This window comes from Pseudomonas sp. Irchel 3H7 (assembly GCF_900187605.1).
Lineage (GTDB): Bacteria > Pseudomonadota > Gammaproteobacteria > Pseudomonadales > Pseudomonadaceae > Aquipseudomonas.
In genome coordinates this window covers 176591-199279 of the sequence record NZ_FYEA01000004.1, presented here as the reverse complement: position 1 = coordinate 199279, position 22689 = coordinate 176591, and the positions used below count along the sequence as shown (strand labels likewise).

Sequence of the window (22689 nt, the reverse complement as noted above, 5' to 3'; positions counted from 1 at the left end):
GTCCTTGTTGTTTTTGTTAGCGCAGAGGCCAATGTTGATGACAGGCGTGGCGCACGGCGGCGGCGCTGCTCAGCTTGAGCAGGTCGCGGCTGAGGCGCTGGCATTCGGCTTCGTGCACCTGGCGCACGCGATCCTTGATTTCACCGATTTGCACCGGGCTGACCGACAATTCGGTAACGCCCAGACCAATCAGTACCGGCGTCGCCAGCGGGTCGGAGGCGAGGGCGCCGCAGACGCCGACCCAACGCTTGTGGACTGCCGCGCCTTCGCAGGTCATGGCGATCAGGCGCAATAGCGCGGGGTGCAAGGCGTCGACCCGTGCGGCGAGACCGGCGTGATCGCGATCCATGGCCAAGGTGTATTGCGACAAGTCGTTGGTGCCGATCGAGAGGAAGTCGGCGTGTTCGGCGAGTTGTTCGGCTTGCAGAGCGGCGGCGGGGACTTCGATCATCACGCCGATTTCCGGGCGCTGACTGACACCGAGTTCCAGGCACAGCGCATCGACGCGTTGACGGATGTGCAGCAGCTCATCCACTTCGGTGACCATCGGCAACAGGATCCGGCAGCGGCGCAGCGGGCTGACTTGCAGCAGCGCGCGCAGTTGCTGATCGAGGATCTCCGGGCGGGCCTGAGCCAGACGAATGCCGCGCAGACCGAGCACTGGGTTGGCTTCAGCGGGCAGCGGCAGGTAGTCGAGTTGTTTATCGCCGCCGACGTCGATGGTGCGGATGATTACCGAGTGCTCGCCCATCGCGTCCAGTACGCCTTGATAGGCCGCGCGCTGTTCTTCGACATCCGGAGCGGTCTGACGATCAACGAAGAGGAACTCGGTGCGCAGCAAACCGACGCCATCGGCACCATTGGCAAAGGCGTCTGCGGCTTCAGCGCTGGAGGCGACGTTGGCGACGACTTCGATGGTCACGCCATTGCGGGTTTCTGCAGGCAGGTGAGCCTTGGCTTGCTGTGCGTCGCGGCGTTGCTGACGATCAATTTGCGCCTGCTTAACTTCAGCCAGACGTTCGGCATTCGGCGTCAGTTCGAGGCGTCCACCGTCGGCATCGAGCACCACCGCTTGGCCTTGCGGCTGATCAAGCAAGGCCGAACCCAACGCCACCATGCACGGCAGACCTTTGCCACGCGCGAGAATCGCCACATGCGAGGTCGCGCCACCCTCGGCCATGCATAACCCGGCAACGCCTTGCGCGCTGAGTTGCAGCAGATCCGAGGGTGTCAGTTCGTGAGCGGCAACAATGGCGCCGGCCGGCACGTCGTAATGCCATGCTTCGCCGAGCAATGCCCGCAACACGCGTTGCTTGAGGTCGCGCAGATCGTTGGCGCGCTCAGCCAGCAGCGCGCTGCCGGTGTGTTGCAGGACTTCGCACTGCACATCGATCGACTGGCTCCACGCGTGAGTCGCCGCAGTGCCTTGTTCGATGGCTTGCTGCGCGGCGTCGAGCAGCGCTGGATCTTCCAGCAGTGCGAGATGCGCGGCGAAGATCGCTTCTTCATCGGCGTTCTTGTGTGTTTTCGCTTGGGCGAGGGTGCCGTCGATTTCTCTCCTTACTTGAGTCAGCGCCGTCTCAAGAATCTGCAGTTGTTGCAGCGGATCATGATGACCGGCATCCGCCGGCAAACTGATCGCGTTCAAGCGAAAGAGCGGCCCGCCGACCAGTCCGGGCGCGGCGCACACACCGTGCAGCACACCTGCTTCGGCGGGGCGTTTAAGAGGCGCAATACTGACCGGCGCGGCAGCGTGATGTTCATCCGGCAGGGCTGTCGCCAACGCGGTGAGCAACGCTTGCAACGCCGCTTCAGCGTCCGGACCCTGACAGCTGACCTGCACTTCGTCCTGCTCGCCAACCGCCAGCCCCATCAAACCGATCAGGCTGTTGCACGGCGCCGATTTACCGGCGAAGTGCAGTTGCGACTGGCTTTTGAAAGCTTGCGCAGTTTGCCGAATCAACGCCGCCGGGCGGGCATGCAAACCACCGCGATGAGCCACCAGCACATGACCGTGAACCTCAGGTCCGCCGACATCCGCGACATTCGCCGCCACGCTGTTACGCGCAACAATGTGCAATAGCGGCTCGCCAACCTTCACCGCTTTCAGCGTAATCGGCCGCACTTGAAAATCCTGGCTGTTGGTCAGGATCAACAGGCTGACCAGGCTTTTGCATTGCTGGCCAACCTTGTCCAGGTCATAGCGCAACAACGGCTGACCCTTGCTGACGCGGGTGCCATCCTTGACCAGCATCGAGAAGCCTTCGCCGTTCAACTCAACGGTGTCGAGGCCCAGATGCAAAAGGATTTCCGCACCGTTGTCGGCGCGCACCGTCAACGCGTGGCCGGTGCGCGCGACGTGAATGATCACCCCGGCGCACGGCGAATACAGCGTGTCGTTGATCGGGTCGATGGCAATGCCGTCGCCCATCGCGCCGCTGGCGAACACCGCGTCCGGGACTTTGGCGAGCGTGAGCACCGGGCCGCTGAGCGGGGCGCTGAGGGTCAGCTCTTTATTGTTGTTGTGCATGGCTCGGTCTCATCGGTTAAATCTCGGTTCGATGTCCCTGTAGGAGCTGCCGAAGGCTGCGATCTTTTGATCTTGTTTTTTTGGATCAAAATCAAAAGATCGCAGCCTTCGGCAGCTCCTACAGGCTTGCTTCAATTAGTGCGTGCGGGTCACTTTGCTCAGGTGGCGCGGCTGATCCGGGTCCATGCCACGGGCCACGGCCAGACCTGCGGCCATCACGTAGAAACTCTGGATCGCCAGAATCGGATCAAGGGCCGGGTGTTCGGCGCGGGTCAGGGTCAGATCGCGTTCGCTCACATCGTCCGGCGCGGCCAGCAACACGCGGGCGCCGCGTTGGCGCATCTCCGCCGCGAGACTCAAAAGGCCAGCCTGTTCGGCGCCGCGTGGAGCGAAAACCAGCAATGGATAGTGTTCGTCGATCAGCGCCATCGGGCCGTGACGGACTTCGGCGCTGCTGAACGCTTCGGCTTGAATTGCCGAGGTTTCCTTGAATTTCAGCGCTGCCTCTTGAGCGATGGCGAAACCGGCACCACGGCCGATTACCATCAGACGTTCGCAATCACGTAGCGCTTCGATGGCCACGCTCCAGTCCTGTTTGGCGGCTTCGCGCAGGCCTTCGGGCAGGGCGTTGCCGGCTTCGAGCAATTCGCTGTCCTCTTTCCAGTGCGCGATCAAGCGGGCGCTGGCGCTGAGGGTGGCGATAAAACTCTTGGTCGCGGCGACGCTGCTTTCAGTCCCAGCGAGCAGCGGCAGGCTGAATTCACACGCCGCTTCCAGTGGCGAGTCGGCGGCGTTGACCATCGACACGCTCATCGCGCCACGCTTGCGCAACAGACGCAGGCTGTTGACCAGATCCGGGCTCTGCCCCGATTGTGAAAAGGCGAACGCGACCTGACCGCTGACCTTCAACGGCGCCTGCTGCATGGTCACCACCGACATCGGCAACGACGCCACCGGCACACCCAGTTGCTGCATGGTCAGGTAGGCGAAGTAGCTCGCCGCGTGGTCGGAGCTACCGCGCGCAACGGTCATCGCCACTTGTGGTGGCTGCCGGCGCAGGCGCCCGGCGATCTCGATCATTTGCGGGTCGAGTTGTTGCAGTTGGGCTTGCACGGCCTCGAACGAGGACAGCGCCTCCTCAAGCATTTTTGAAGTCAATGTCTTCTCCTTCGACCATGACGGCGGTCAGTGTGAGTGAGCGATCGAGCCGCACGCAGTCGGCCCAGGCACCTGGTGCAAGGCGCCCGCGTTCAGTAATGCCGAGGTAGTCGGCGGGGAATTGCGAAAGACGTTGTGAGGCTTCGGCGATCGGCAAACCGATCTTCACCAGATTGCGCAGGGCCTGATCCATGGTCAGGGTGCTGCCAGCCAAAGTGCCGTCCGGCAGGCGCACGCCGCCCAGGCATTTGGTCACGGTGTGGCTGCCGAGTTTGTATTCACCGTCGGGCATGCCGGCGGCAGCGGTCGAATCGGTGACGCAATACAGGCACGGGATCGAACGCAGGGCCACGCGAATGGCACCGGGATGCACGTGCAGCAGATCCGGAATCAACTCGGCGAATTTGGCATGGGCCAATGCGGCGCCGACGATCCCGGGCTCGCGGTGATGCAGCGGGCTCATGGCGTTATAGAGATGGGTGAAACTGGTCGCGCCGGCATCCAGAGCGGCGACGCCTTCCTCGTAACTGCCGAGGGTGTGGCCGATCTGCATGCGCACGCCACGGCTGCTCAGCTCACGGATCAAACCGTCATGACCGGCGATTTCCGGGGCGATGGTGATCACCCGGATCGGCGCCAGTGCCAGGTACTCTTCGACTTCGGCCATCAACGCGGTGTGGGCGAAGTTCGGTTGCGCACCGAGTTTTCCCGGATTGATGTACGGGCCTTCGAGGTGTACGCCGAGGACCCGCGCGGCACCTTTCGGACGCTGTTCGCAGAACTCTCCTACTTCCTTCAGGACGCTGGAGATCTCGGCACTCGGCGCGGTCATGGTGGTGGCCAGCAGCGAAGTGGTGCCAAACCGCACGTGGGTTCTGGTGATGGTTTCGAAAGCGCTGGCGCCTTCCATGATGTCTTTGCCGCCGCCGCCATGGACGTGCAGGTCAATGAAACCGGGCAGCAGATACGGCAGGTCATTAGTTGCCGGATCGCAAGGCACGCCTTCGATCGACACGACTTTGCCGTGTTCGTGGATCAGCCGGCCGCGAACCCAGCCGCTGGCGGTGAGGATGTTGTCTTCGGACATTTTGGTTCTCGCTTTGGGCCGCTCTCAGCGGCGCAGCTCTTTATCTACGAAGCTCTGCAACAAAGTCGTAGTAGTCGTTGCGGCAATAGGTGTCGGTGACTTCGATCGGCGTGTTGTCTTCCAGATAACCGACCCGGGTCATCAGCAGCATCGCGGTGCCGGGAGCGATGCCGACCAGCGCGGCGAATTCGTCCGAGGCGTTGATCGCCTGAATGTGCTGCAAGGCGCGGACGATCGGTTTGCCGATGCCGTCGAGGTATTCGTAGAGCGAATCGCCGACCAATTGCGGCTTGGGCATGATCGAGGCGGGCAGGGTGCTCATTTCGATCGCCATGACCGTGTCATCGGCTTTGCGCAGACGCTTCATGCGCGCAACCTTGTCGTTCGGCGACAGGCTGAGGCGGATCAATTCTTCATGAGTCGGCAGGGTGATTTCGCGTTCCAGCCATTGCGAGCTGGGCACGAAGCCCTTGAGGCGCAGCATCTCGCTGAAACCGGAGAGGCGCGATAGCGGTTGTTCGAGGCGTGGGGTGATGAACGTGCCGGAACCTTGCAGGCGACGGATCAGGCCTTGATCGAGGAGGACTTCCAATGCCTTGCGGGCAGTCACCCGGGAAATGCCCAGTTGCTCGCTGAGGTTGCGTTCCGAGGGCATCGCCTGCTCGGACTTCCACTGCCCGGCATGAATCGCTGCTTCCAGATTGCGTGCCAGTTGCAGGTACAGCGGCGTCGGCTGAGAGTCGTCCGGGCGTAAGGTATGGAGGTCGTTCATGTAGGGCATTTCCGTCGCGAGTATAGGATTGTTGTGGCTCGCTTGTGGGGCGGAAATTAATACCACTTGAATACCATGTCAACGCGATGAAACAGCGCCATATCTAATGAATTGGCGGTATTCAGGGGGTGTGGTTTCAAGTGGTATTAGTGGTGGGCTAGGAAAAGCAAAAGATCGCAGCCTGCGGCAGCTCCTACAGTTGAGAGTGGTATCACCCTTGTAGGAGCTGCCGCAGGCTGCGATCTTTTTGATGTATTTTTTAATGCCGACCAATGGTCGTGAGGAAGTTAAGGGCGGATTTCGACCATCGTGCCGTCCGGCACCAGATTCCACACTTCGCGCATGTCGACGTTACGCATGGCGACGCAGCCGTCAGTCCAGTCGAGGGTGTGGAACAGGTCTTCCGGGGTTTCTTCCGAATCCGGCGTGCCGTGGATCATGATCATGCCGCCGGGCTCGACGCCTTCACGTCGGGCGCGGGCCGAATCGCTGATGTTCGGGTAGGAAATGTGCATCGACAGGTTGAATTTGTCGCTGGTCTTGCGCCAGTCGATCCAATAGAAACCTTCTGGCGTGCGCTTGTCACCCTCTATCAGTTTCGGGCCTTTCTTCGCGCCTTTGCCCAGCGAAATGCGATAGGTCTTCAGCGGCTTGCCGTCAGCGATCAACTGCAGTTGATGAGCCGCTTTGAGCACCAGGACTTTCTCGATGAGCGGGGTATTCGAAGGCGTCACGGTGGTCACGAATGACGCTTGGGAGACGGTAACGAACGACAGGCAAAACAGGGCAAGCAACCAGCGCATTGAAACGATTCCCCAGGGAGTGACGCAGATAACCAACATTTTATAGGTATGTGTACATGTAGGAGCTGCCGAAGGCTGCGATCTTTTTGTCGGCCATCACGCCAATGTCTTGATTAAATAATGACCGGCTGCGCCAACGGAGGAATCGATTCCGACCGAACCGGATACGCCTCGATACGCCGATCAGCGAAGAAGCATTCTAAGGTACGCCCCACCGTGCGGAAAGCCAGCTCGTCCCAGGGAATGTCGGCTTCGTCGAATAGTTGCACTTCGAGGCTCTCGGGGCCGGCGGCGAAGTCCAGATCGACCAACTCGGCGCGGAAGAACACATGCACCTGACTGATGTGCGGCACATCGATCAATGTGTAGATGCTCAGGTTGCGCACGCGGGCGCAGGCTTCCTCGGCAGTTTCGCGTACGGCGGCCTGTTCGATGGTCTCGCCGTTCTCCATGAAACCGGCGGGCAAGGTCCAGTAACCGAGGCGCGGCTCGATGGCGCGGCGGCAGAGCAACACTTTTGTACCCCAGGTCGGTACGCAACCGGCGACGATATTGGGGTTCTGATAGTGAATGGTCTGACAGCTGTCACAGACAAATCGCAGCCGCGAATCGCCTTCGGGAATGCGTTGGGTGACCGGGTTACCGCAGTGGCTGCAAAATTTCATGCTGGGCTTCCTGAATGCTGCGCCTATCTTGGCGTGCAGCGGTGTCGGTCGGCAAGTTGTCGTTTCGCGACACGACGGGTTTCGGGGGCTTGGGCGCTCGCAACGATTGGTGCATGATGCAGAGTAAGGCACAGATCGAGAACACTCATGCTGGACGAGCTACTGCATAGGGTAAGCAACCACACACCGCGCACGCTGGAGACTGACACACGTTTCCCCGAGGCCGCCGTTCTGGTGCCGATCACCCGCAGTGACCAACCGGAACTGGTACTGACCCTGCGCGCCAGCGGGCTTTCGACCCACGGTGGCGAAGTCGCCTTCCCGGGTGGTCGCCGCGATCCGGAAGACCCGGATCTGATCTTCACCGCGCTGCGTGAAGCTGAAGAGGAGATCGGTCTGCCGCCCGGCCTGGTCGAAATCATCGGCCCGCTCAGTCCGCTGATCTCCCTGCACGGCATCAAGGTCACGCCTTATGTCGGCGTCATCCCCGATTTTGTCGAGTATCTGGCCAACGATGCCGAGATTGCCGCGGTGTTCACTGTGCCGCTGGAATTCTTCCGCGCAGACCCCCGTGAACACACGCACCGCATCGACTATCAGGGCCGCAGTTGGTACGTGCCGAGTTATCGATTTGGTGAATACAAGATCTGGGGGCTGACGGCGATCATGATCGTCGAGTTGATCAATCTGCTCTATGACGCCAAGATCAGTCTGCACCAACCCCCTAAAAGCTTTATTAACACCTGAGCCATCGTTCGAATGGCCATCACCGTGGGCGCTGAGGAAGACAAGATGAAATACCGTTTGGGCGACGCCCGTGTCGAGACCCACCCACAGAGCTGGGTCGCGCCCAATGCCGTGCTGGTGGGCAAGGTCAAACTGGAAGAGGGCGCCAACGTCTGGTTCAACGCCGTGCTACGCGGCGACAACGAACTGATCCTGATCGGCAAGAACAGCAATGTGCAGGACGGCACGGTGATGCATACCGACATGGGCTATCCGCTGACCATTGGCACCGGCGTGACCATCGGCCACAACGCCATGCTCCACGGCTGCACGGTGGGCGATTACAGCCTGATCGGCATCAACGCGGTGATTCTCAACGGCGCGAAGATCGGCAAGAACTGCATCATTGGCGCCAACTCGCTGATTGGCGAAGGCAAAGAGATTCCTGACGGCTCGCTGGTGATGGGCTCGCCGGGCAAGGTTGTGCGCGAGCTGACCGAGCCGCAGAAGAAAATGCTCGAAGCCAGTGCCGCCCACTATGTGAATAACTCGCAGCGTTATGCCCGCGATCTGGTTGAGCAGGAAGAATGAACACGCCAGAAAGACCAGTAGCCTCGCCATGCGTGAATATTTGTGCGCTGGATGAGGCTGACATCTGCACTGGCTGCCAGCGTACGGTCGAGGAGATCACCCGCTGGGGCCGCATGAGCAATGACGAACGCCGGGTGGTGCTGGGGTTGTGTCATGAGCGGGCGAAGGCGAGTGGGTTGGTGTGGATGATCCCTTCGAAATCTTGATCGACTTGAGGATGCCCTCACCCTAGCCCTCTCCCAGAGGGAGAGGGGACGGGCCGAGATGTCTTACGCTATACGCCGACTTGGCATACCGAGTCGAACTCAGGTTTGAAAAGCCCCCGATCTGCTCCCTTCCCCCTTGTCCGAAGGGGGAGGGAATGACCGGGTTGATTGTTCGGTCCATACCGGCCTGCGTTCTCGATTCGAACTCGGGATTCGATTCAACGAAGATCTGCTCCCTTTCCCCCTCGCCCCCTGGGGGAGAGGGCTGGGTTGAGGGGGTGGCTCTTGATTTGCCGGTCAAGTAACCTGTGCGCCAATCTGACAGGTCGCCTCCATGATTTTCCTCATCGCCTACATCAGCAGCGTTGTGCTGATCAACTTCGCCTTCTCCACCGCGCCGCACCTGGACATCATCTGGTCGGCCTGGGGCGGTCTGGTCTTCATACTGCGCGACATGGTGCAAACCCGCTTCGGCCACGGCGCAGTCGTGGCGATGCTGGCGGCGTTGGTGCTCTCCTACGTCACCTCCGATCCCTCCATCGCTTTGGCCAGCGCCACGGCGTTCGCGGTGTCGGAAATCATCGACTGGCTGGTGTTCAGCATCACCAAACGCCCATTGCGCGACCGCTTGTGGATCAGTTCGGCACTGAGCATTCCTCTCGATACCTTCATCTTCTTCGGCATGATCGACCTGCTGACGCCGCCGGTGATCATCACTGCTCTGCTGTCGAAATTCGCCGGCGTTACTGCCGTCTGGCTGATCATGGCCTGGCGTGAGCGCAAACAGGCTGTCGCCGGCTGAAGCCAAACCCTCAGGTTCATGTAAAATGCCGCGCTTTCTCCCCATGGAAAGCGCGTCTGGCGCTGCTTTCCTCGATGATCCGCTTCTTTGAGGACCTGAGATGACCCGTATCGGAACTCCGTTGTCGCCAACCGCGACCCGCGTATTGCTGTGTGGCTGTGGTGAGTTGGGCAAGGAAGTGGTGATCGAGCTGCAACGCCTGGGCGTTGAAGTAATCGCCGTTGACCGCTACGCCAACGCGCCGGCCATGCAAGTTGCGCATCGCAGCCACGTGATCAACATGCTCGACGGCGCCGCCCTGCGTGCCGTGATCGAAGCCGAGAAGCCGCACTTCATCGTGCCGGAAATCGAGGCCATCGCCACCGCCACCCTGGTCGAGCTGGAAGCCGAAGGCTTCACCGTGATCCCGACCGCGCGCGCTGCGCAATTGACCATGAACCGCGAAGGCATCCGTCGTCTGGCCGCTGAAGAGCTGGATCTGCCGACCTCGCCGTACCACTTTGCCGACACCTTCGAGGACTACAGCAAAGCTGTTGAGGACCTCGGTTTCCCATGCGTCGTCAAACCGGTGATGAGCTCGTCGGGCAAAGGCCAGAGCCTGTTGCGCAGCACTGATGACGTGCAGAAAGCCTGGGATTACGCGCAAGAAGGCGGTCGCGCTGGCAAAGGTCGGGTGATCATCGAAGGTTTCATCGATTTCGATTACGAAATCACCTTGCTGACTGTGCGCCACATTGGCGGCACCACGTTCTGCGCGCCGGTCGGTCACCGTCAGGAGAAGGGCGATTATCAGGAGTCCTGGCAGCCTCAGGCCATGAGCCCGATTGCTCTGGCTGAATCCGAGCGCGTTGCCAAAGCGGTGACTGAAGCGCTGGGCGGTCGTGGTCTGTTCGGCGTTGAGCTGTTCATCAAAGGTGATCAGGTGTGGTTCAGCGAAGTCTCGCCGCGTCCGCATGACACCGGTCTGGTGACATTGATTTCGCAGGATCTGTCGCAGTTCGCCCTGCACGCTCGCGCGATTCTGGGCTTGCCGGTACCGCTGATCCGTCAGTTCGGGCCATCGGCTTCGGCGGTGATTCTGGTGGAAGGGCAGTCGACGCAGACCGCATTCGCCAACCTCGGCGCGGCGTTGAGCGAGCCGGACACGGCATTGCGTCTGTTTGGCAAGCCAGAAGTGAATGGCCAGCGCCGCATGGGCGTGGCGCTGGCGCGGGATGAGTCGATCGAGGCTGCTCGTGCCAAGGCGACCCGTGCTGCTCAGGCTGTTGTTGTAGAGCTGTAAACCGGGTCGCGTCCATCGCGAGCAGGCTCACTCCTACAGTTGGAATGCGTTCCCCTGTAGGAGTGAGCCTGCTCGCGATAGCGATCTGTCAGGCAACCTGATTCAGATCGTTATTGCGCGTTTCTTTCAAACACAGCACCGCAATCAAACTCAGCACCGCCGCCGCTGACACATACCCGCCGACATAACTCAAACCACCCATCGCTACCAGCTTCTGTGCGAAGAACGGTGCCGCCGAGGCCCCGACAATGCCGCCCAGGTTATACGCCGCCGAAGCGCCGGTATAACGCACGTGGGTCGGAAACAGCTCAGGCAACAGTGCGCCCATCGGTGCAAATGTCACGCCCATCAAAAACAGCTCGATGCACAGAAACAGCGCCACACCCCAGGTCGAACCCTGAGTCAGTAACGGCTCCATCAGAAATCCAGACAGAATCGCCAGCACGCCACCAATGATCAGCACCGGTTTGCGCCCGTAACGGTCGCTGGCCCAAGCTGAAAGCGGTGTCGCAGCGGCCATGAACAAAACGGCAAAGCACAGCAATCCGAGGAAGGTTTCGCGGCTATAGCCAAGTGTGGAAACCCCGTAACTCAGGGAAAACACCGTCGAGATATAGAACAGCGCATAACAGACCACCATCGCCGCCGCGCCCAGCAGTGTCGGCGCCCAATACTGGCTGAACAGCTCGACCAGCGGCACCTTCACCCGTTCCTGACGGGCGATGGCGTTGGCGAACACCGGTGTTTCATGCAGTTTCAATCGCACATAAAGACCGACCATCACCAGCGCTGCGCTGAGCAGAAACGGAATCCGCCAGCCCCAACTGCGGAACTGCTCGTCATCGAGAGTCATGGCCAGGGTTAGAAATAAGCCGTTGGCCGCGAGAAAACCAATCGAAGGACCAAGCTGCGGAAACATACCGAACCACGCGCGTTTGCCTTTCGGCGCGTTTTCCGTGGCCAGCAGGGCGGCACCGCCCCATTCGCCACCCAATCCCAGCCCCTGCCCGAAGCGCAGCACGCACAGCAGAATCGGTGCCCACGCGCCAATCGTGGCGTAACCCGGCAGCACGCCGATCAGCGTCGTACACACGCCCATCAACAGCAAGGATGCGACCAGTGTCGACTTGCGCCCGATACGGTCGCCGAAGTGGCCGAACAGCGCGGAGCCCAGCGGTCGGGCCAGAAATGCGATGCCGAAAGTAAGAAACGCCGAGAGCATCTGCGCCGTGCCGGACGTCTGCGGAAAGAATACCGGCCCGATCACCAGCGCGGCGGCGGTGGCGTAAACGTAGAAATCGTAGAACTCGATCGCGGTGCCGATAAAACTCGCCGTCGCCACGCGGGTGGCGGAGTTGGTCGGTTGGGCAGGCGCGGTGTCGCTGAAAGCGGTACTGGTCGTCATGCGGTGATCCCTGACAGTCATGAGCTCCGTTGGAGCGAATTATTATGGTCGAGCACCCAGGGATGTGGGATGAGGCGCGGTCGCTGTTTCAGGTAGGAACAGTCGCCGGATTGCATATGAAATGGCCGAAACCTGTCGGGTGCGGGGTAAGCACGCGGTTTGGCGGGGCTTGGGTAAGCTGATTTGATTATAGGAAGGGGGCTAACGATCAAACAAGAGCAAAAGATCGCAGGGTAGGAGCTGCCGAAGGCTGCGATCTTTTGATCTTTTACCTGGCCGGCACCAAAGCAGGCACAGACGAGGTATGCCAGATCAGCACTTTGCTCACCCGGTTCTCCTCAGTCTCAAGAATCTCCAGTCGATAACGCCCGATCTTCAAACAAACCGCACTCGCCGGAATCGTTTCCAGCGCCTCAGTCACCAACCCGTTCAGCGTCTTCGGCCCATCACTCGGCAAATGCCAACCCAGACATTTGTTCAATTCGCGAATCGAAGCCGTGCCATCAATCACCATCCGCCCGTCAGTCTGCGGATGAATATGCGGGTTATCCAGGCTGTGCTCGCTCTCAAATTCGCCGACGATTTCTTCGAGAATGTCTTCCAGTGTCACGATGCCGAGCACTTCACCGTACTCATCCACCACCATGCCCAAGCGCCGTTGCTGCTTGTGGAAGTTCAGCAACTGCAGTTGCAACGGTGTGCTTTCCGGCACGAAGTACGGTTCGTAACTGGCGGCCAGCAGGGCTTCGCGGGTCAGATCAGCGTTGTTCAGCAGATGGCGGATCTGCCGGGTGTTGAGCACCGCTTCAACCTGATTGATGTCGCTGTGAAACACCGGCAGGCGGGTGCGCTTGTTGTGGCGCAGTTGTTCGATGATTTCTTCGATCGAATCGTCGAGGTTGATGCCGTCGACGTCACTGCGTGGCACCAGAATGTCGTTGACCGTGATGTTGTCCAACGCATGAATACCGGAAACCGGGTGAGCGTGAACGGGATGCTCGGGATCATCGTGACGATCAGAAGGCAGATCGTCTTCGCTCTGCTGCACCACTTGGGTTTTGCGCGCAAACGGGCGCATGAGCAATCCGCTGACGCGGCTGAACAGCCAGGCAACCGGATAAATAATCTTCAGCGGCACCGCCAACAAGGTATTGCCAAATGCCAGCACCGCATCCGGATACCGTTGGGCGACGCTGCGCGGGAAATAATCGGCGAACACCAGCAGTATTGCGCCAACACCCAGGCAGGCTGCCCATGGGCCGTTTTCTTCGCAGAGGAAAATTGCCAGCAACGTCGCAATCGCCACGGCAAGTGCGCGGCACAGGGTGTTGCAGAGAATCAGGCTGTCGAGCGGGAAGCTCAACTTCGCCAGCGGCTTATCGCTGGCGCGCGAGGCGGTGCGTTGCGCGAGCAGCTGCTGTTGCGCGATTTCGACGGCAGTAAACAGCCCTGACCATAAAATCAGCAGGACAAATACCGCGAGCATCGGCCCTATGGGCAAACCGTCCATTTATGCCGCCCGTCAGATGTGCAGGATGTATTCACGAACCAGTTTGCTGCCGAAATACGCCAACATCAGCAGGCAGAAACCGGCGAGGGTCCAGCGAATCGCCTTGTGACCGCGCCAGCCGAGACGGTTGCGGCCCCACAGCAGCACGCTGAACACGATCCAGGCCAGGCACGCCAGCAGGGTCTTGTGCACCAGATGCTGGGCGAACAGGTTCTCGACGAACAGCCAGCCGGAGATCAGCGACAGCGACAGCAGCGTCCAGCCGGCCCAGAGGAAGCCGAACAGCAGGCTTTCCATGGTTTGCAGCGGCGGGAAGTTCTTGATCAGCCCGGACGGGTGCTTGTGCTTGAGCTGGTGGTCTTGCACCAGTAGCAGCAAGGCCTGGAACACCGCGATGGTGAACATGCCGTACGCAAGGATCGACAACAGAATGTGCGCGAGGATGCCCGGCTCTTCATCGATGATCTGCACCGTACCGGTCGGCGCGAATTGCGCCAGCAGTACGGTGATGGCGCCGAGCGGGAACAGCAGCACCAGCAGGTTTTCCACGGGGATCCGCGAGCAGGCGATCAGCGTCAGCGCGATGACCGCCGCGGCAATCAGGCTGGAGGCGCTGAAAAAATCCAGGCCCAGACCGATCGGGGTCAGCAAATGCGTGAGCAGGCTGGCGGCGTGGGCCACCACGGCGAAGGCGCCGAGGCTAACCAACAGGCGCTTGTTCGCCTTGGCGCCAGTGGCCAAGCGGGTGCTCTGATAAAGGGTCGCAGCGGCATATAGAAGGGCGGCGGCGAGGGTGGTCAGCAAACTGGGTGACAAGGGGAGCATAAATCCTGTTAGGCAAGCCCGAAAGGGGCTGAGTTTGGCATAGAACCGCCATCGCACGAAAGACTCAGGAAGCTGACAGCGAGGTGTCCGCCAGCCGCAGTCTTCGCTATAATCCGCGACCTGCCCACGCCGCAGGCTCGCCGAGCACATGTTGATTCCGGTCTGGGCCGCCATTATCCCGGTCTACACAGGGCCTGAAAGGATCGCGCAATGTTTGAAAACTTAACCGACCGTCTCTCGCAGACGCTGCGCCATGTCACCGGCAAGGCGAAGCTGACCGAGGACAATATCAAAGACACCCTGCGTGAAGTGCGCATGGCGTTGCTCGAAGCCGACGTCGCCCTGCCGGTGGTCAAGGACTTCGTCAATTCGGTCAAGGAGCGCGCTGTCGGCACCGAGGTGTCGCGCAGCCTGACGCCGGGCCAGGCGTTCGTGAAGATCGTCCAGGCCGAACTCGAAAGCCTGATGGGCGCGGCCAACGAAGATTTGAACCTGAGCGCTGTGCCGCCAGCCGTCATTCTGATGGCCGGTCTGCAAGGTGCGGGTAAAACCACCACCGCTGGCAAACTGGCGCGCTTCCTTAAAGAGCGCAAGAAGAAGTCGGTCATGGTCGTGTCGGCGGACGTTTACCGTCCTGCGGCTATTAAACAGCTGGAAACCCTGGCCAACGACATCGGCGTGACGTTCTTCCCGTCCGACCTGAGCCAGAAGCCGGTCGACATCGCCACCGCCGCTATTAAAGAAGCGAAACTGAAATTCATCGACGTGGTCATCGTCGATACCGCCGGTCGTCTGCACATCGACGAAGAGATGATGGGCGAGATCAAGGCGCTGCACGCCGCGATCAACCCGGTCGAAACCCTGTTCGTGGTCGACGCCATGACCGGTCAGGACGCGGCCAACACGGCCAAGGCCTTCGGTGATGCCCTGCCGCTGACCGGTGTGATTCTGACCAAGGTCGACGGCGACGCCCGTGGCGGTGCCGCACTGTCGGTGCGCGCCATCACCGGCAAGCCGATCAAGTTCATCGGTATGGGCGAGAAGAGTGAAGCGCTCGATCCGTTCCATCCTGAGCGTATCGCTTCGCGGATTCTCGGCATGGGCGACGTGCTCAGCCTGATCGAACAGGCTGAAGCGACCCTCGATAAAGACAAGGCCGACAAACTGGCCAAGAAGCTGAAGAAGGGCAAGGGCTTCGACCTCGAAGACTTCCGCGATCAGCTGCAACAGATGAAGAACATGGGCGGCCTGGGCGGGCTCATGGACAAACTGCCGAGCATCGGCGGCGTCAACCTGTCACAAATGGGCAATGCCCAGAACGCCGCAGAGAAGCAATTCAAACAGATGGAAGCCATCATCAACTCCATGACCCCGGCCGAGCGCCGTGACCCTGAGCTGATCAGCGGTTCGCGCAAGCGCCGGATCGCCATGGGTTCCGGCACTCAGGTGCAGGACATCGGTCGCTTGATCAAGCAGCACAAGCAGATGCAGAAGATGATGAAGAAATTCTCCGCCAAGGGCGGAATGGCGAAAATGATGCGCGGCATGGGCGGAATGTTGCCCGGCGGCGGCATGCCGAAAATGTAAGGTGTCCCGTCTCACCCATTCTGCTCGCCAAAAATGAGCGAAACGGGTGAGACAGGACACCAAGACTTCGCCGGTCGTCGCACCGGCGCAGACCCTGCAAGGACGCAGGATCAACAGCAAACCCGCACTCGGCGGGAGCTGACTGGCCGTTTTCATCGACGGCTCTATATGCAGATCTGCACGGCATGCCATAGGCGCCGGAAAAAGTCATTTGCAAAAGTCCGGATATTCCTTAGAATATGCGGCCTTTCGGGCACCCATGCCCGCTGTGCATTTAGATTTGCAGCACCGACTACAGGAACGATGTTCACATGCTAACAATCCGTCTTGCCCTTGGCGGCTCCAAAAAGCGCCCGTTTTACCACCTGACCGTAACCGACTCGCGTAACCCGCGTGACGGCTCCCACAAAGAACAGGTTGGTTTCTTCAACCCTGTTGCCCGTGGTCAGGAAATCCGTCTGTCCGTGAACCAAGAGCGCGTAGCCTACTGGCTGAGCGTTGGTGCACAGCCTTCTGAGCGTGTTGCTCAGTTGCTGAAGGAATCTGCAAAGGCTGCGGCCTGAGCAATATGAACGCGACGCCTGCTGTTGCCGATGATTTGATCGTTATTGGCAAAATTTATTCTGTTCATGGCGTTCGCGGCGAAGTGAAGGTTTATTCCTTTACTGATCCGACTGAAAACCTGTTGCAGTACAAAACCTGGACGCTCAAGCGTGAAGGCAATGTCAAACAGGTCGAGCTGGTCAGTGGACGCGGGAGCGATAAGTTCCTGGTCGCAAAGCTCAAGGGTCTTGATGATCGTGAAGAAGCTCGTCTTCTGGCCGGTTATGAGATCTGCGTGCCGCGCAACCTGTTCCCTGAATTGACCGACGGCGAGTACTACTGGTACCAGCTGGAAGGTCTGAAGGTTATCGATCAACTGGGGCAAATGCTCGGGAAAGTCGATCATCTTCTGGAAACCGGCGCCAATGATGTAATGGTAGTCAAGCCTTGCGCTGGCAGCCTGGATGATCGCGAACGCTTGTTGCCCTACACGGCGCAATGTGTGTTGGCCGTTGACTTGGCCGCGGGCGAGATGAAGGTGGATTGGGACGCGGACTTCTAAGCGTGGCTAACTTGCGCGTAGAAGTGATCAGTTTGTTTCCCGAGATGTTTTCCGCCATCGGCGACTACGGCATCACCAGTCGAGCGGTCAAACAGGGGCTCTTGCAGCTGACCTGTTGGAACCCGCGGGATTACACGACGGATCGGCATCACACTGTGGACGATCGCCCGTTTGGCGGTGGTCCGGGCATGGTGATGAAGATCAAGCCCCTGGAAGATGCTCTGGTTCAGGCCAAGGCAGCAGCCGGGGAGGCGGCGAAGGTGATTTACCTGTCCCCCCAAGGCCGTCAACTGAATCAGTCGGCGGTACGCGAGCTGGCACAATCGGATGCATTGATCCTGATTGCCGGCCGTTATGAAGGCATTGACGAGCGCTTTATTGAGGCTCATGTCGATGAAGAGTGGTCGATTGGCGACTATGTACTGTCTGGCGGCGAGCTGCCGGCGATGGTCCTGATCGATGCGGTTACACGACTGCTGCCTGGAGCTTTAGGGCATGCGGATTCCGCTGAGGAAGATTCCTTTACGGATGGTCTGCTGGATTGCCCGCACTACACCCGACCTGAGGTGTATGCGGATCAGCGTGTTCCCGACGTGTTGCTGAGTGGCAATCACGCGCATATCCGGCGTTGGCGTTTACAGCAGTCCCTTGGTAGGACCTTTGAACGACGCGCCGATCTTCTGGAAAGCCGCTCGCTTTCTGGAGAAGAGAAGAAGCTGCTCGAGGAATACATCCGCGAGCGGGACGATAGTTAACAACGTATCGATGGTAGATCGAACGATTTACCTTAGGAGCACAGCATGACCAACAAAATCATCCTTGCACTCGAAGCAGAGCAGATGACCAAAGAAATCCCTACCTTCGCCCCAGGCGACACTATTGTCGTTCAGGTGAAAGTGAAGGAAGGTGATCGTTCCCGTCTGCAAGCGTTCGAAGGCGTTGTAATCGCCAAGCGTAACCGCGGCGTGAACAGTGCGTTCACCGTTCGTAAAATCTCCAACGGTGTTGGCGTAGAACGTACTTTCCAGACCTACTCCCCGCAGATCGACAGCATGGCTGTTAAACGTCGCGGTGACGTACGTAAAGCCAAGCTGTACTACCTGCGCGACCTGTCGGGTAAAGCAGCTCGCATCAAGGAAAAACTGGCTTAAGTCCAGCTTCCGATGCAGAAAAAAGCAGCCTACGGGCTGCTTTTTTGTTGCCCGCAATAAAACTGCCCCCATCCTGTAGGAGCTGCCGAAGGCTGCGATCTTTTGATCTTGCTTGTATTCGGAAGCCAGATATCGAGTCTATTTCATGACCACCCGCGACCAGGAAATCCAGCGCCGCACCGAACTCTCGGTGACTCGCGTAACCAAGGCTGTCTTCCCGCCGACCACCAACCACCACAACACCCTGTTCGGCGGCACTGCGCTGGCGTGGATGGATGAGGTGTCGTTCATTACCGCCACACGCTTCTGCCGCTTGCCACTGGTGACCGTGTCCACCGACCGTATCGACTTCAACCACGCGATCCCGGCCGGCTCCATCGTTGAACTGGTCGGGAAGGTGATCAAAGTCGGCAATACCAGCCTCAAGGTTGAGGTGGAAGTGTTTGTCGAGAGCATGAGCTGCGATGGCCGCGAGAAGGCGATTCATGGGCAGTTCAGCTTTGTTGCCATTGATGATGACAAGCGGCCGGTGCCGGTGCTGCCGGGTTTTGCGGCCTGATCTGATATCGAGTCGCGCCATCCGCGAGCAGGCTCGCTCCCACAGGTTCTTTGCCGGACACAAATGTTGTGTTCACCCCGATCACTGTGGGAGCGAGCCTGCTCGCGAAGGCGTCAGCTCAGGCGCCGCTGGCCTCAGGCTGAATCAACGCCAGAAGCGTCCATCCCGCCCCAGGCTTTACCGCCGTCTCCGGCGTCACCACATGCACCCAGCCGCTGTCATCACGCATGAACAACAACGTGGCGCGATTGCCATGCAGTGCGCGGTAATCCTCCCATCCGAAACCATCTGTCAGCGTCGTGCTGTACAGCTCAGCCCCCTGACCCATCTGACTGGCCAGCTTCGCGTAAGTAAACGCCTCGCTGCCCAACTGATTGCCTCGATGTTCCAGACTCGCCCGATGTTTATCGCTGCGCCGACTCTCATGACCGCTGGCCAGACCGAACAAACGCTGATGCCCAAAGTCATGACGGAACCGCATCGCCGCCAGAGTATTGAGTTCGCCTGACGGCGACAGCGCCAGCAGATGCCCCAGCCCGACCAGATCCAGATGCGCATCGGCATGTTGCGAGGCCGGATTGCCAAAGTACGTCGGCAACCCTTCCATGCGCGCCGCACGAATATTCTCCCAGCTCGAATCGGTCAGCAGCACGCGGCTGCCCAGTTGCTGCAGCGATTTGCCCAACTCCCGCGCCGGGCCGTTCGCGCCGACAATCAGGAAGCCGCTCGGCGCGGGTTCCGCGACTTTCAGCAAGCGTGCCAGCGGTCGTGCGGTCGCGCTCTGCAGCACAACGGTGCCGATAATCACCGCAAACGTCAGCGGCACCAGCAGTAACGCGCCCTCGTGACCGGCCTCATGCAGGCGAATCGCAAAAATCGCCGAAACCGCCGCCGCAACGATCCCGCGTGGCGCAATCCAGCACAATAGCGCTCGCTCTCGCCAGCTCAGGCTGGATCCGGCAGTGCTCAGCAGCACGTTCAGCGGCCGGGCGATTAACTGAATCACCAACAGCAGAATCAGCACCAGCGGCCCCAGTCCGATCAGGGCATACAGATCCAGGCGCGCCGCCAACAGAATGAACAACCCGGAAATCAGCAGCACGCTGAGGTTTTCCTTGAAGTGCAGGATGTGCCGTACATCCACGCCCTTCATGTTCGCCAGCCACATGCCCATCAATGTCACCGCCAACAGTCCCGACTCGTGCATCACGGTGTTCGAAGCAATGAAAATCCCCAGCACCGCTGCCAGCGAAGCGAGGTTATGCAGATACTCCGGCAGCCATTGCCGGCGAATCACCGTACCGAGCAGCCAGCCACCGACAACGCCGAACACCGCGCCGCAGAGAATCACGCCGCCAAAGGTGAACAGACTCTGCTTGAGGCCATGCCCTTCAGCGCTGGCAATGATGAAGCTGTAGACCACCACAGCGAGGAGGGCGCCGATCGGGTCGATGACGATGCCTTCCCAGCGCAGAATGTTGGCGATCGAGGCTTTCGGTCGCACCACGCGCAGCATCGGCACAATCACGGTCGGGCCGGTGACCAGCGTCAGGCTGCCGAACAGGATGGCCAGCATCCAGTCGAAGCCGAGCAGGAAGTGTGTGGCGACGGCGATGACGATCCAGGTCGAAATCGCACCGATGGTCACCAGGCGATGAACCACACTGCCGATCTCTTTCCACTCCGACAGGTGCAGGGTCAGGCTACCTTCGAACAGAATCAGCGCCACCGCCAGCGACACCAACGGCATCAGCAGCGGCCCGAACATTTCCTGCGGATCGAGCCAGCCGAGCACCGGGCCGACCAGAATGCCGGTCAGCAACAGAAACAGAATCGCCGGCAGCTTCAGGCGCCAAGCCAGCCATTGGCAACCCAGCGCCGCTGCGCCGATCCCGCCAAACGCCAAGAGAATTTGCTGCTCGTTCATTGATGCTCCCTGTTCCTTGAATTAGCCGGCTATGAAAGACTAGCGCCCATTCCTACAGTTCACTCTACATTTGCGCACAGTCCATGAGGCTGTGTGTCTTGAGCGCCCATGCCTGCCATCGACCATCCGCTGATTGACCAATTCCTCGACGCTCTATGGCTGGAGAAAGGCCTGTCCGATAATACCCGCGGCGCTTATCGCAGCGACCTGGCGCTGTTCAATGGCTGGTTGCAGGAGAAAAATCTGCAGCTGATCAACGCCGGTCGCGAGCTGATCCTCGATCATTTGGCCTGGCGATTGGAGCAGAACTACAAGCCGCGCTCCACAGCCAGATTCCTCTCCGGGGTGCGTGGCTTTTATCGCTATCTGCTGCGGGAAAAGCTGATCAGCGTCGACCCGACGTTGCGCGTCGACATGCCGCAACTCGGTAGGCCGTTGCCTAAGTCCCTGTCGGAAGCCGACGTCGAAGCCCTGCTCAAAGCACCGGATCTGAGCGAAGCGATCGGCCAGCGTGACCGCGCCATGCTTGAAGTGCTGTACGCATGCGGTTTGCGGGTGACGGAACTGGTCAGTCTGACGCTGGAGCAGGTCAATTTGCGCCAGGGCGTGTTGCGAGTGATGGGCAAGGGCAGCAAGGAGCGGCTGGTGCCGATGGGCGAGGAGGCGATTGTCTGGATCGAGCGTTATATGCGTGATGGCCGTGGCGAACTGCTTGGCGGCCGGCCAAGTGATGTGCTGTTCCCCAGTCAGCGCGGCGAGCAGATGACCCGCCAGACCTTCTGGCACCGGATCAAGCATCAGGCCAAGGTCGCGGGCATCGGCAAGTCGTTGTCGCCGCACACCTTGCGTCACGCGTTTGCCACGCACCTGCTCAACCACGGCGCGGATTTGCGCGTGGTGCAGATGCTGCTCGGCCACAGCGACCTGTCCACCACGCAGATCTACACTCACGTCGCCCGCGCTCGATTGCAGGATCTGCACGCCAAACACCATCCAAGAGGTTAACTCCATACCTTCCCCTGTAGGAGCTGCCGAAGGCTGCGATCTTTTGATCTTAAAAACAAAATCAAAAGATCGCAGCCTTCGGCAGCTCCTACATAAAGCGGTGTGATCTATGGCGACAGGTGCATTCGGCCACCGTGGCCTTATGTGTTAGGCTTTGCCGGTTTGCACGATGGACGGTTATGACCCGGTGTTCCGGCACGGGCGTTCTGATCGTTCCATTTGTCCGCCTTCAGGAGTTCTCATGCGTCTGACCCAGATTTTCGCCGCCGCAGCCATTGCGTTGGTCAGCACCTTTGCCGTCGCCGATGACGCGGCCGACAAAGCCATTCGTCAAAGCCTGGAAAAACTCGAACTCGAGGTTCCGGTAGAAAGCATCAGCGCCAGCCCGTTGCCGGGCATGTACGAAGTCAAGCTCAAGGGCAGCCGCGTGCTCTACGCCAGCGCCGACGGCCAGTACATCGTTCAGGGTTACCTGTTCCAGCTCAAGGACGGCAAACCGGTCAACCTGACCGAGAAGACCGAACGCCTGGGCATCTCCAAACTGATCAATGCCATCCCAGTGGCCGAAACCGTGGTTTATCCGGCCGTGGGCGAAACCAAATCGCACATCACCGTGTTCACCGACACCACCTGCCCGTACTGCCACAAACTGCACGCCGAAGTGCCTGAGCTGAACAAGCGCGGCATTGAAGTGCGCTACGTCGCGTTCCCGCGCCAGGGTCTGAACTCGCCGGGCGATGAGCAGCTGCAAGCCGTGTGGTGCTCGAAAGACAAGAAAGCCGCGATGGACAAAATGGTCGATGGCAAGGAAATCAAGGCCGCCAAGTGCGATAACCCGGTTTCCAAACAGTTCGCCCTCGGTCAGTCGATCGGCGTGAACGGCACACCGGCCATCGTTTTGGCTGACGGACAAGTGATTCCGGGCTACCAGCCTGCGCCACAAGTCGCCAAACTGGCGCTGGGCGCGAAGTAATTCGTATCGTCACGGTCAGC

The 22689-nt window shown here is 59.8% G+C and carries 23 protein-coding genes; 13 read left to right on the top strand and 10 right to left on the bottom strand.

The window, feature by feature from the left end; all coding sequences use genetic code 11:
- Positions 1–16: 16 nt before the first annotated feature.
- The 6 genes from ptsP to CKW38_RS09415 all read right to left on the bottom strand — a co-directional run bounded on the left by ptsP (position 17) and on the right by CKW38_RS09415 (position 7015).
- Positions 17–2530: a phosphoenolpyruvate--protein phosphotransferase gene (ptsP, locus tag CKW38_RS09440; RefSeq protein ID WP_095112575.1), complete on the bottom strand. Its 2514-nt coding sequence runs from the start codon at positions 2528–2530 to the stop codon at positions 17–19.
- A 135-nt stretch (positions 2531–2665) separates the two neighbouring features.
- A complete protein-coding gene (locus CKW38_RS09435) occupies positions 2666–3688 on the bottom strand; it encodes an SIS domain-containing protein (RefSeq protein WP_095112573.1) in 1023 nt (340 codons plus the stop codon).
- Positions 3669–4775: an N-acetylglucosamine-6-phosphate deacetylase gene (nagA, locus tag CKW38_RS09430; RefSeq protein WP_007909012.1), complete on the bottom strand. Its 1107-nt coding sequence runs from the start codon at positions 4773–4775 to the stop codon at positions 3669–3671. Before nagA ends, CKW38_RS09435 begins: the two co-directional genes overlap by 20 nt.
- A gap of 40 nt (positions 4776–4815) precedes the next feature.
- Positions 4816–5547, bottom strand: coding sequence for a GntR family transcriptional regulator (locus CKW38_RS09425; RefSeq protein WP_093436861.1), 732 nt, complete (start codon positions 5545–5547; stop codon positions 4816–4818).
- A 287-nt stretch (positions 5548–5834) separates the two neighbouring features.
- Positions 5835–6350: a murein L,D-transpeptidase family protein gene (locus CKW38_RS09420; RefSeq protein ID WP_007909004.1), complete on the bottom strand. Its 516-nt coding sequence runs from the start codon at positions 6348–6350 to the stop codon at positions 5835–5837.
- Positions 6351–6463: 113 nt separating this feature from the next.
- Positions 6464–7015, bottom strand: a complete 552-nt coding sequence (locus tag CKW38_RS09415) for an NUDIX hydrolase (protein ID WP_007909002.1) — start codon at positions 7013–7015, stop codon at positions 6464–6466.
- 147 nt (positions 7016–7162) lie between these two features.
- Here CKW38_RS09415 and CKW38_RS09410 point away from each other — a divergent pair, with 147 nt between their 5' ends.
- The 5 genes from CKW38_RS09410 (at position 7163) to purT (ending at position 10622) form a co-directional block, all read left to right on the top strand.
- Positions 7163–7762, top strand: coding sequence for a CoA pyrophosphatase (locus CKW38_RS09410; RefSeq protein ID WP_095112572.1), 600 nt, complete (start codon positions 7163–7165; stop codon positions 7760–7762).
- Positions 7763–7807: 45 nt separating this feature from the next.
- Complete coding sequence (locus CKW38_RS09405; RefSeq protein WP_095112691.1) at positions 7808–8332, top strand: gamma carbonic anhydrase family protein; 525 nt, start codon at positions 7808–7810, stop codon at positions 8330–8332.
- Positions 8329–8538, top strand: coding sequence for a DUF1289 domain-containing protein (locus tag CKW38_RS09400; RefSeq protein WP_095112570.1), 210 nt, complete (start codon positions 8329–8331; stop codon positions 8536–8538). Before CKW38_RS09405 ends, CKW38_RS09400 begins: the two co-directional genes overlap by 4 nt.
- Before the next feature lie 334 nt (positions 8539–8872).
- Entirely contained in the window at positions 8873–9340 is a 468-nt protein-coding gene (locus CKW38_RS09395) for a VUT family protein (RefSeq protein WP_007908993.1), read from the top strand.
- A gap of 100 nt (positions 9341–9440) precedes the next feature.
- Entirely contained in the window at positions 9441–10622 is a 1182-nt protein-coding gene (gene purT, locus CKW38_RS09390) for a formate-dependent phosphoribosylglycinamide formyltransferase (protein WP_007908992.1), read from the top strand.
- A gap of 88 nt (positions 10623–10710) precedes the next feature.
- Here the strand turns inward: purT and CKW38_RS09385 are convergent, their stop codons facing one another.
- The 3 genes from CKW38_RS09385 to CKW38_RS09375 form a co-directional block, all read right to left on the bottom strand.
- Positions 10711–12027 (bottom strand): MFS transporter, encoded by a 1317-nt coding sequence (locus tag CKW38_RS09385; protein ID WP_007908991.1) that lies wholly within the window; start codon positions 12025–12027, stop codon positions 10711–10713.
- Between the two features lie 268 nt (positions 12028–12295).
- Positions 12296–13537, bottom strand: coding sequence for a CNNM domain-containing protein (locus CKW38_RS09380; RefSeq protein WP_095112568.1), 1242 nt, complete (start codon positions 13535–13537; stop codon positions 12296–12298).
- A gap of 12 nt (positions 13538–13549) precedes the next feature.
- Positions 13550–14362, bottom strand: coding sequence for an inner membrane protein YpjD (locus tag CKW38_RS09375; protein WP_007908989.1), 813 nt, complete (start codon positions 14360–14362; stop codon positions 13550–13552).
- A 210-nt stretch (positions 14363–14572) separates the two neighbouring features.
- On the opposite strand from CKW38_RS09375, the gene ffh reads away from it, so the two are divergent.
- The 6 genes from ffh (at position 14573) to CKW38_RS09345 (ending at position 18764) form a co-directional block, all read left to right on the top strand.
- Positions 14573–15949, top strand: a complete 1377-nt coding sequence (gene ffh, locus CKW38_RS09370; protein WP_007908988.1) for a signal recognition particle protein — start codon at positions 14573–14575, stop codon at positions 15947–15949.
- Positions 15950–16260: 311 nt separating this feature from the next.
- Positions 16261–16512 carry a 30S ribosomal protein S16 gene (rpsP, locus tag CKW38_RS09365; protein ID WP_003185073.1) on the top strand — a complete coding sequence of 84 codons (252 nt, stop codon included), beginning with the start codon at positions 16261–16263 and terminating at the stop codon, positions 16510–16512.
- A 5-nt stretch (positions 16513–16517) separates the two neighbouring features.
- On the top strand, positions 16518–17054 hold the full coding sequence (rimM, locus tag CKW38_RS09360; protein ID WP_007908985.1) for a ribosome maturation factor RimM: 537 nt from the start codon (positions 16518–16520) through the stop codon (positions 17052–17054).
- 2 nt (positions 17055–17056) lie between these two features.
- Positions 17057–17809 carry a tRNA (guanosine(37)-N1)-methyltransferase TrmD gene (trmD, locus tag CKW38_RS09355; RefSeq protein WP_007908983.1) on the top strand — a complete coding sequence of 251 codons (753 nt, stop codon included), beginning with the start codon at positions 17057–17059 and terminating at the stop codon, positions 17807–17809.
- Positions 17810–17854: 45 nt separating this feature from the next.
- Complete coding sequence (rplS, locus tag CKW38_RS09350) at positions 17855–18205, top strand: 50S ribosomal protein L19 (protein ID WP_003175895.1); 351 nt, start codon at positions 17855–17857, stop codon at positions 18203–18205.
- 145 nt (positions 18206–18350) lie between these two features.
- Positions 18351–18764 carry an acyl-CoA thioesterase gene (locus CKW38_RS09345; RefSeq protein WP_007908981.1) on the top strand — a complete coding sequence of 138 codons (414 nt, stop codon included), beginning with the start codon at positions 18351–18353 and terminating at the stop codon, positions 18762–18764.
- A 118-nt stretch (positions 18765–18882) separates the two neighbouring features.
- Here the strand turns inward: CKW38_RS09345 and CKW38_RS09340 are convergent, their stop codons facing one another.
- Entirely contained in the window at positions 18883–20691 is a 1809-nt protein-coding gene (locus tag CKW38_RS09340) for a sodium:proton antiporter (protein WP_095112567.1), read from the bottom strand.
- Positions 20692–20799: 108 nt separating this feature from the next.
- Here CKW38_RS09340 and xerD point away from each other — a divergent pair, with 108 nt between their 5' ends.
- Positions 20800–21696 (top strand): site-specific tyrosine recombinase XerD, encoded by an 897-nt coding sequence (gene xerD / locus CKW38_RS09335; protein WP_007908976.1) that lies wholly within the window; start codon positions 20800–20802, stop codon positions 21694–21696.
- Positions 21697–21937: 241 nt separating this feature from the next.
- Positions 21938–22669, top strand: coding sequence for a bifunctional protein-disulfide isomerase/oxidoreductase DsbC (gene dsbC, locus CKW38_RS09330; protein WP_007908974.1), 732 nt, complete (start codon positions 21938–21940; stop codon positions 22667–22669).
- Positions 22670–22689: the final 20 nt, after the last annotated feature.

What these genes read in the sequence shown, in the direction of transcription:
- ptsP (WP_095112575.1), bottom strand. Translation starts at nt 2,530, where the DNA reads ATGCACAACAACAATAAAGAGCTGACCCTCAGCGCCCCGCTCAGCGGC.
- nagA (WP_007909012.1), bottom strand. Translation starts at nt 4,775, where the DNA reads ATGTCCGAAGACAACATCCTCACCGCCAGCGGCTGGGTTCGCGGCCGG.
- CKW38_RS09425 (WP_093436861.1), bottom strand. Translation starts at nt 5,547, where the DNA reads ATGAACGACCTCCATACCTTACGCCCGGACGACTCTCAGCCGACGCCG.
- CKW38_RS09420 (WP_007909004.1), bottom strand. Translation starts at nt 6,350, where the DNA reads ATGCGCTGGTTGCTTGCCCTGTTTTGCCTGTCGTTCGTTACCGTCTCC.
- CKW38_RS09415 (WP_007909002.1), bottom strand. Translation starts at nt 7,015, where the DNA reads ATGAAATTTTGCAGCCACTGCGGTAACCCGGTCACCCAACGCATTCCC.
- CKW38_RS09410 (WP_095112572.1), top strand. Translation starts at nt 7,163, where the DNA reads ATGCTGGACGAGCTACTGCATAGGGTAAGCAACCACACACCGCGCACG.
- CKW38_RS09405 (WP_095112691.1), top strand. Translation starts at nt 7,808, where the DNA reads ATGAAATACCGTTTGGGCGACGCCCGTGTCGAGACCCACCCACAGAGC.
- CKW38_RS09400 (WP_095112570.1), top strand. Translation starts at nt 8,329, where the DNA reads ATGAACACGCCAGAAAGACCAGTAGCCTCGCCATGCGTGAATATTTGT.
- CKW38_RS09395 (WP_007908993.1), top strand. Translation starts at nt 8,873, where the DNA reads ATGATTTTCCTCATCGCCTACATCAGCAGCGTTGTGCTGATCAACTTC.
- purT (WP_007908992.1), top strand. Translation starts at nt 9,441, where the DNA reads ATGACCCGTATCGGAACTCCGTTGTCGCCAACCGCGACCCGCGTATTG.
- CKW38_RS09385 (WP_007908991.1), bottom strand. Translation starts at nt 12,027, where the DNA reads ATGACGACCAGTACCGCTTTCAGCGACACCGCGCCTGCCCAACCGACC.
- CKW38_RS09380 (WP_095112568.1), bottom strand. Translation starts at nt 13,537, where the DNA reads ATGGACGGTTTGCCCATAGGGCCGATGCTCGCGGTATTTGTCCTGCTG.
- CKW38_RS09375 (WP_007908989.1), bottom strand. Translation starts at nt 14,362, where the DNA reads ATGCTCCCCTTGTCACCCAGTTTGCTGACCACCCTCGCCGCCGCCCTT.
- ffh (WP_007908988.1), top strand. Translation starts at nt 14,573, where the DNA reads ATGTTTGAAAACTTAACCGACCGTCTCTCGCAGACGCTGCGCCATGTC.
- rpsP (WP_003185073.1), top strand. Translation starts at nt 16,261, where the DNA reads ATGCTAACAATCCGTCTTGCCCTTGGCGGCTCCAAAAAGCGCCCGTTT.
- rimM (WP_007908985.1), top strand. Translation starts at nt 16,518, where the DNA reads ATGAACGCGACGCCTGCTGTTGCCGATGATTTGATCGTTATTGGCAAA.
- rplS (WP_003175895.1), top strand. Translation starts at nt 17,855, where the DNA reads ATGACCAACAAAATCATCCTTGCACTCGAAGCAGAGCAGATGACCAAA.
- CKW38_RS09345 (WP_007908981.1), top strand. Translation starts at nt 18,351, where the DNA reads ATGACCACCCGCGACCAGGAAATCCAGCGCCGCACCGAACTCTCGGTG.
- CKW38_RS09340 (WP_095112567.1), bottom strand. Translation starts at nt 20,691, where the DNA reads ATGAACGAGCAGCAAATTCTCTTGGCGTTTGGCGGGATCGGCGCAGCG.
- xerD (WP_007908976.1), top strand. Translation starts at nt 20,800, where the DNA reads ATGCCTGCCATCGACCATCCGCTGATTGACCAATTCCTCGACGCTCTA.
- dsbC (WP_007908974.1), top strand. Translation starts at nt 21,938, where the DNA reads ATGCGTCTGACCCAGATTTTCGCCGCCGCAGCCATTGCGTTGGTCAGC.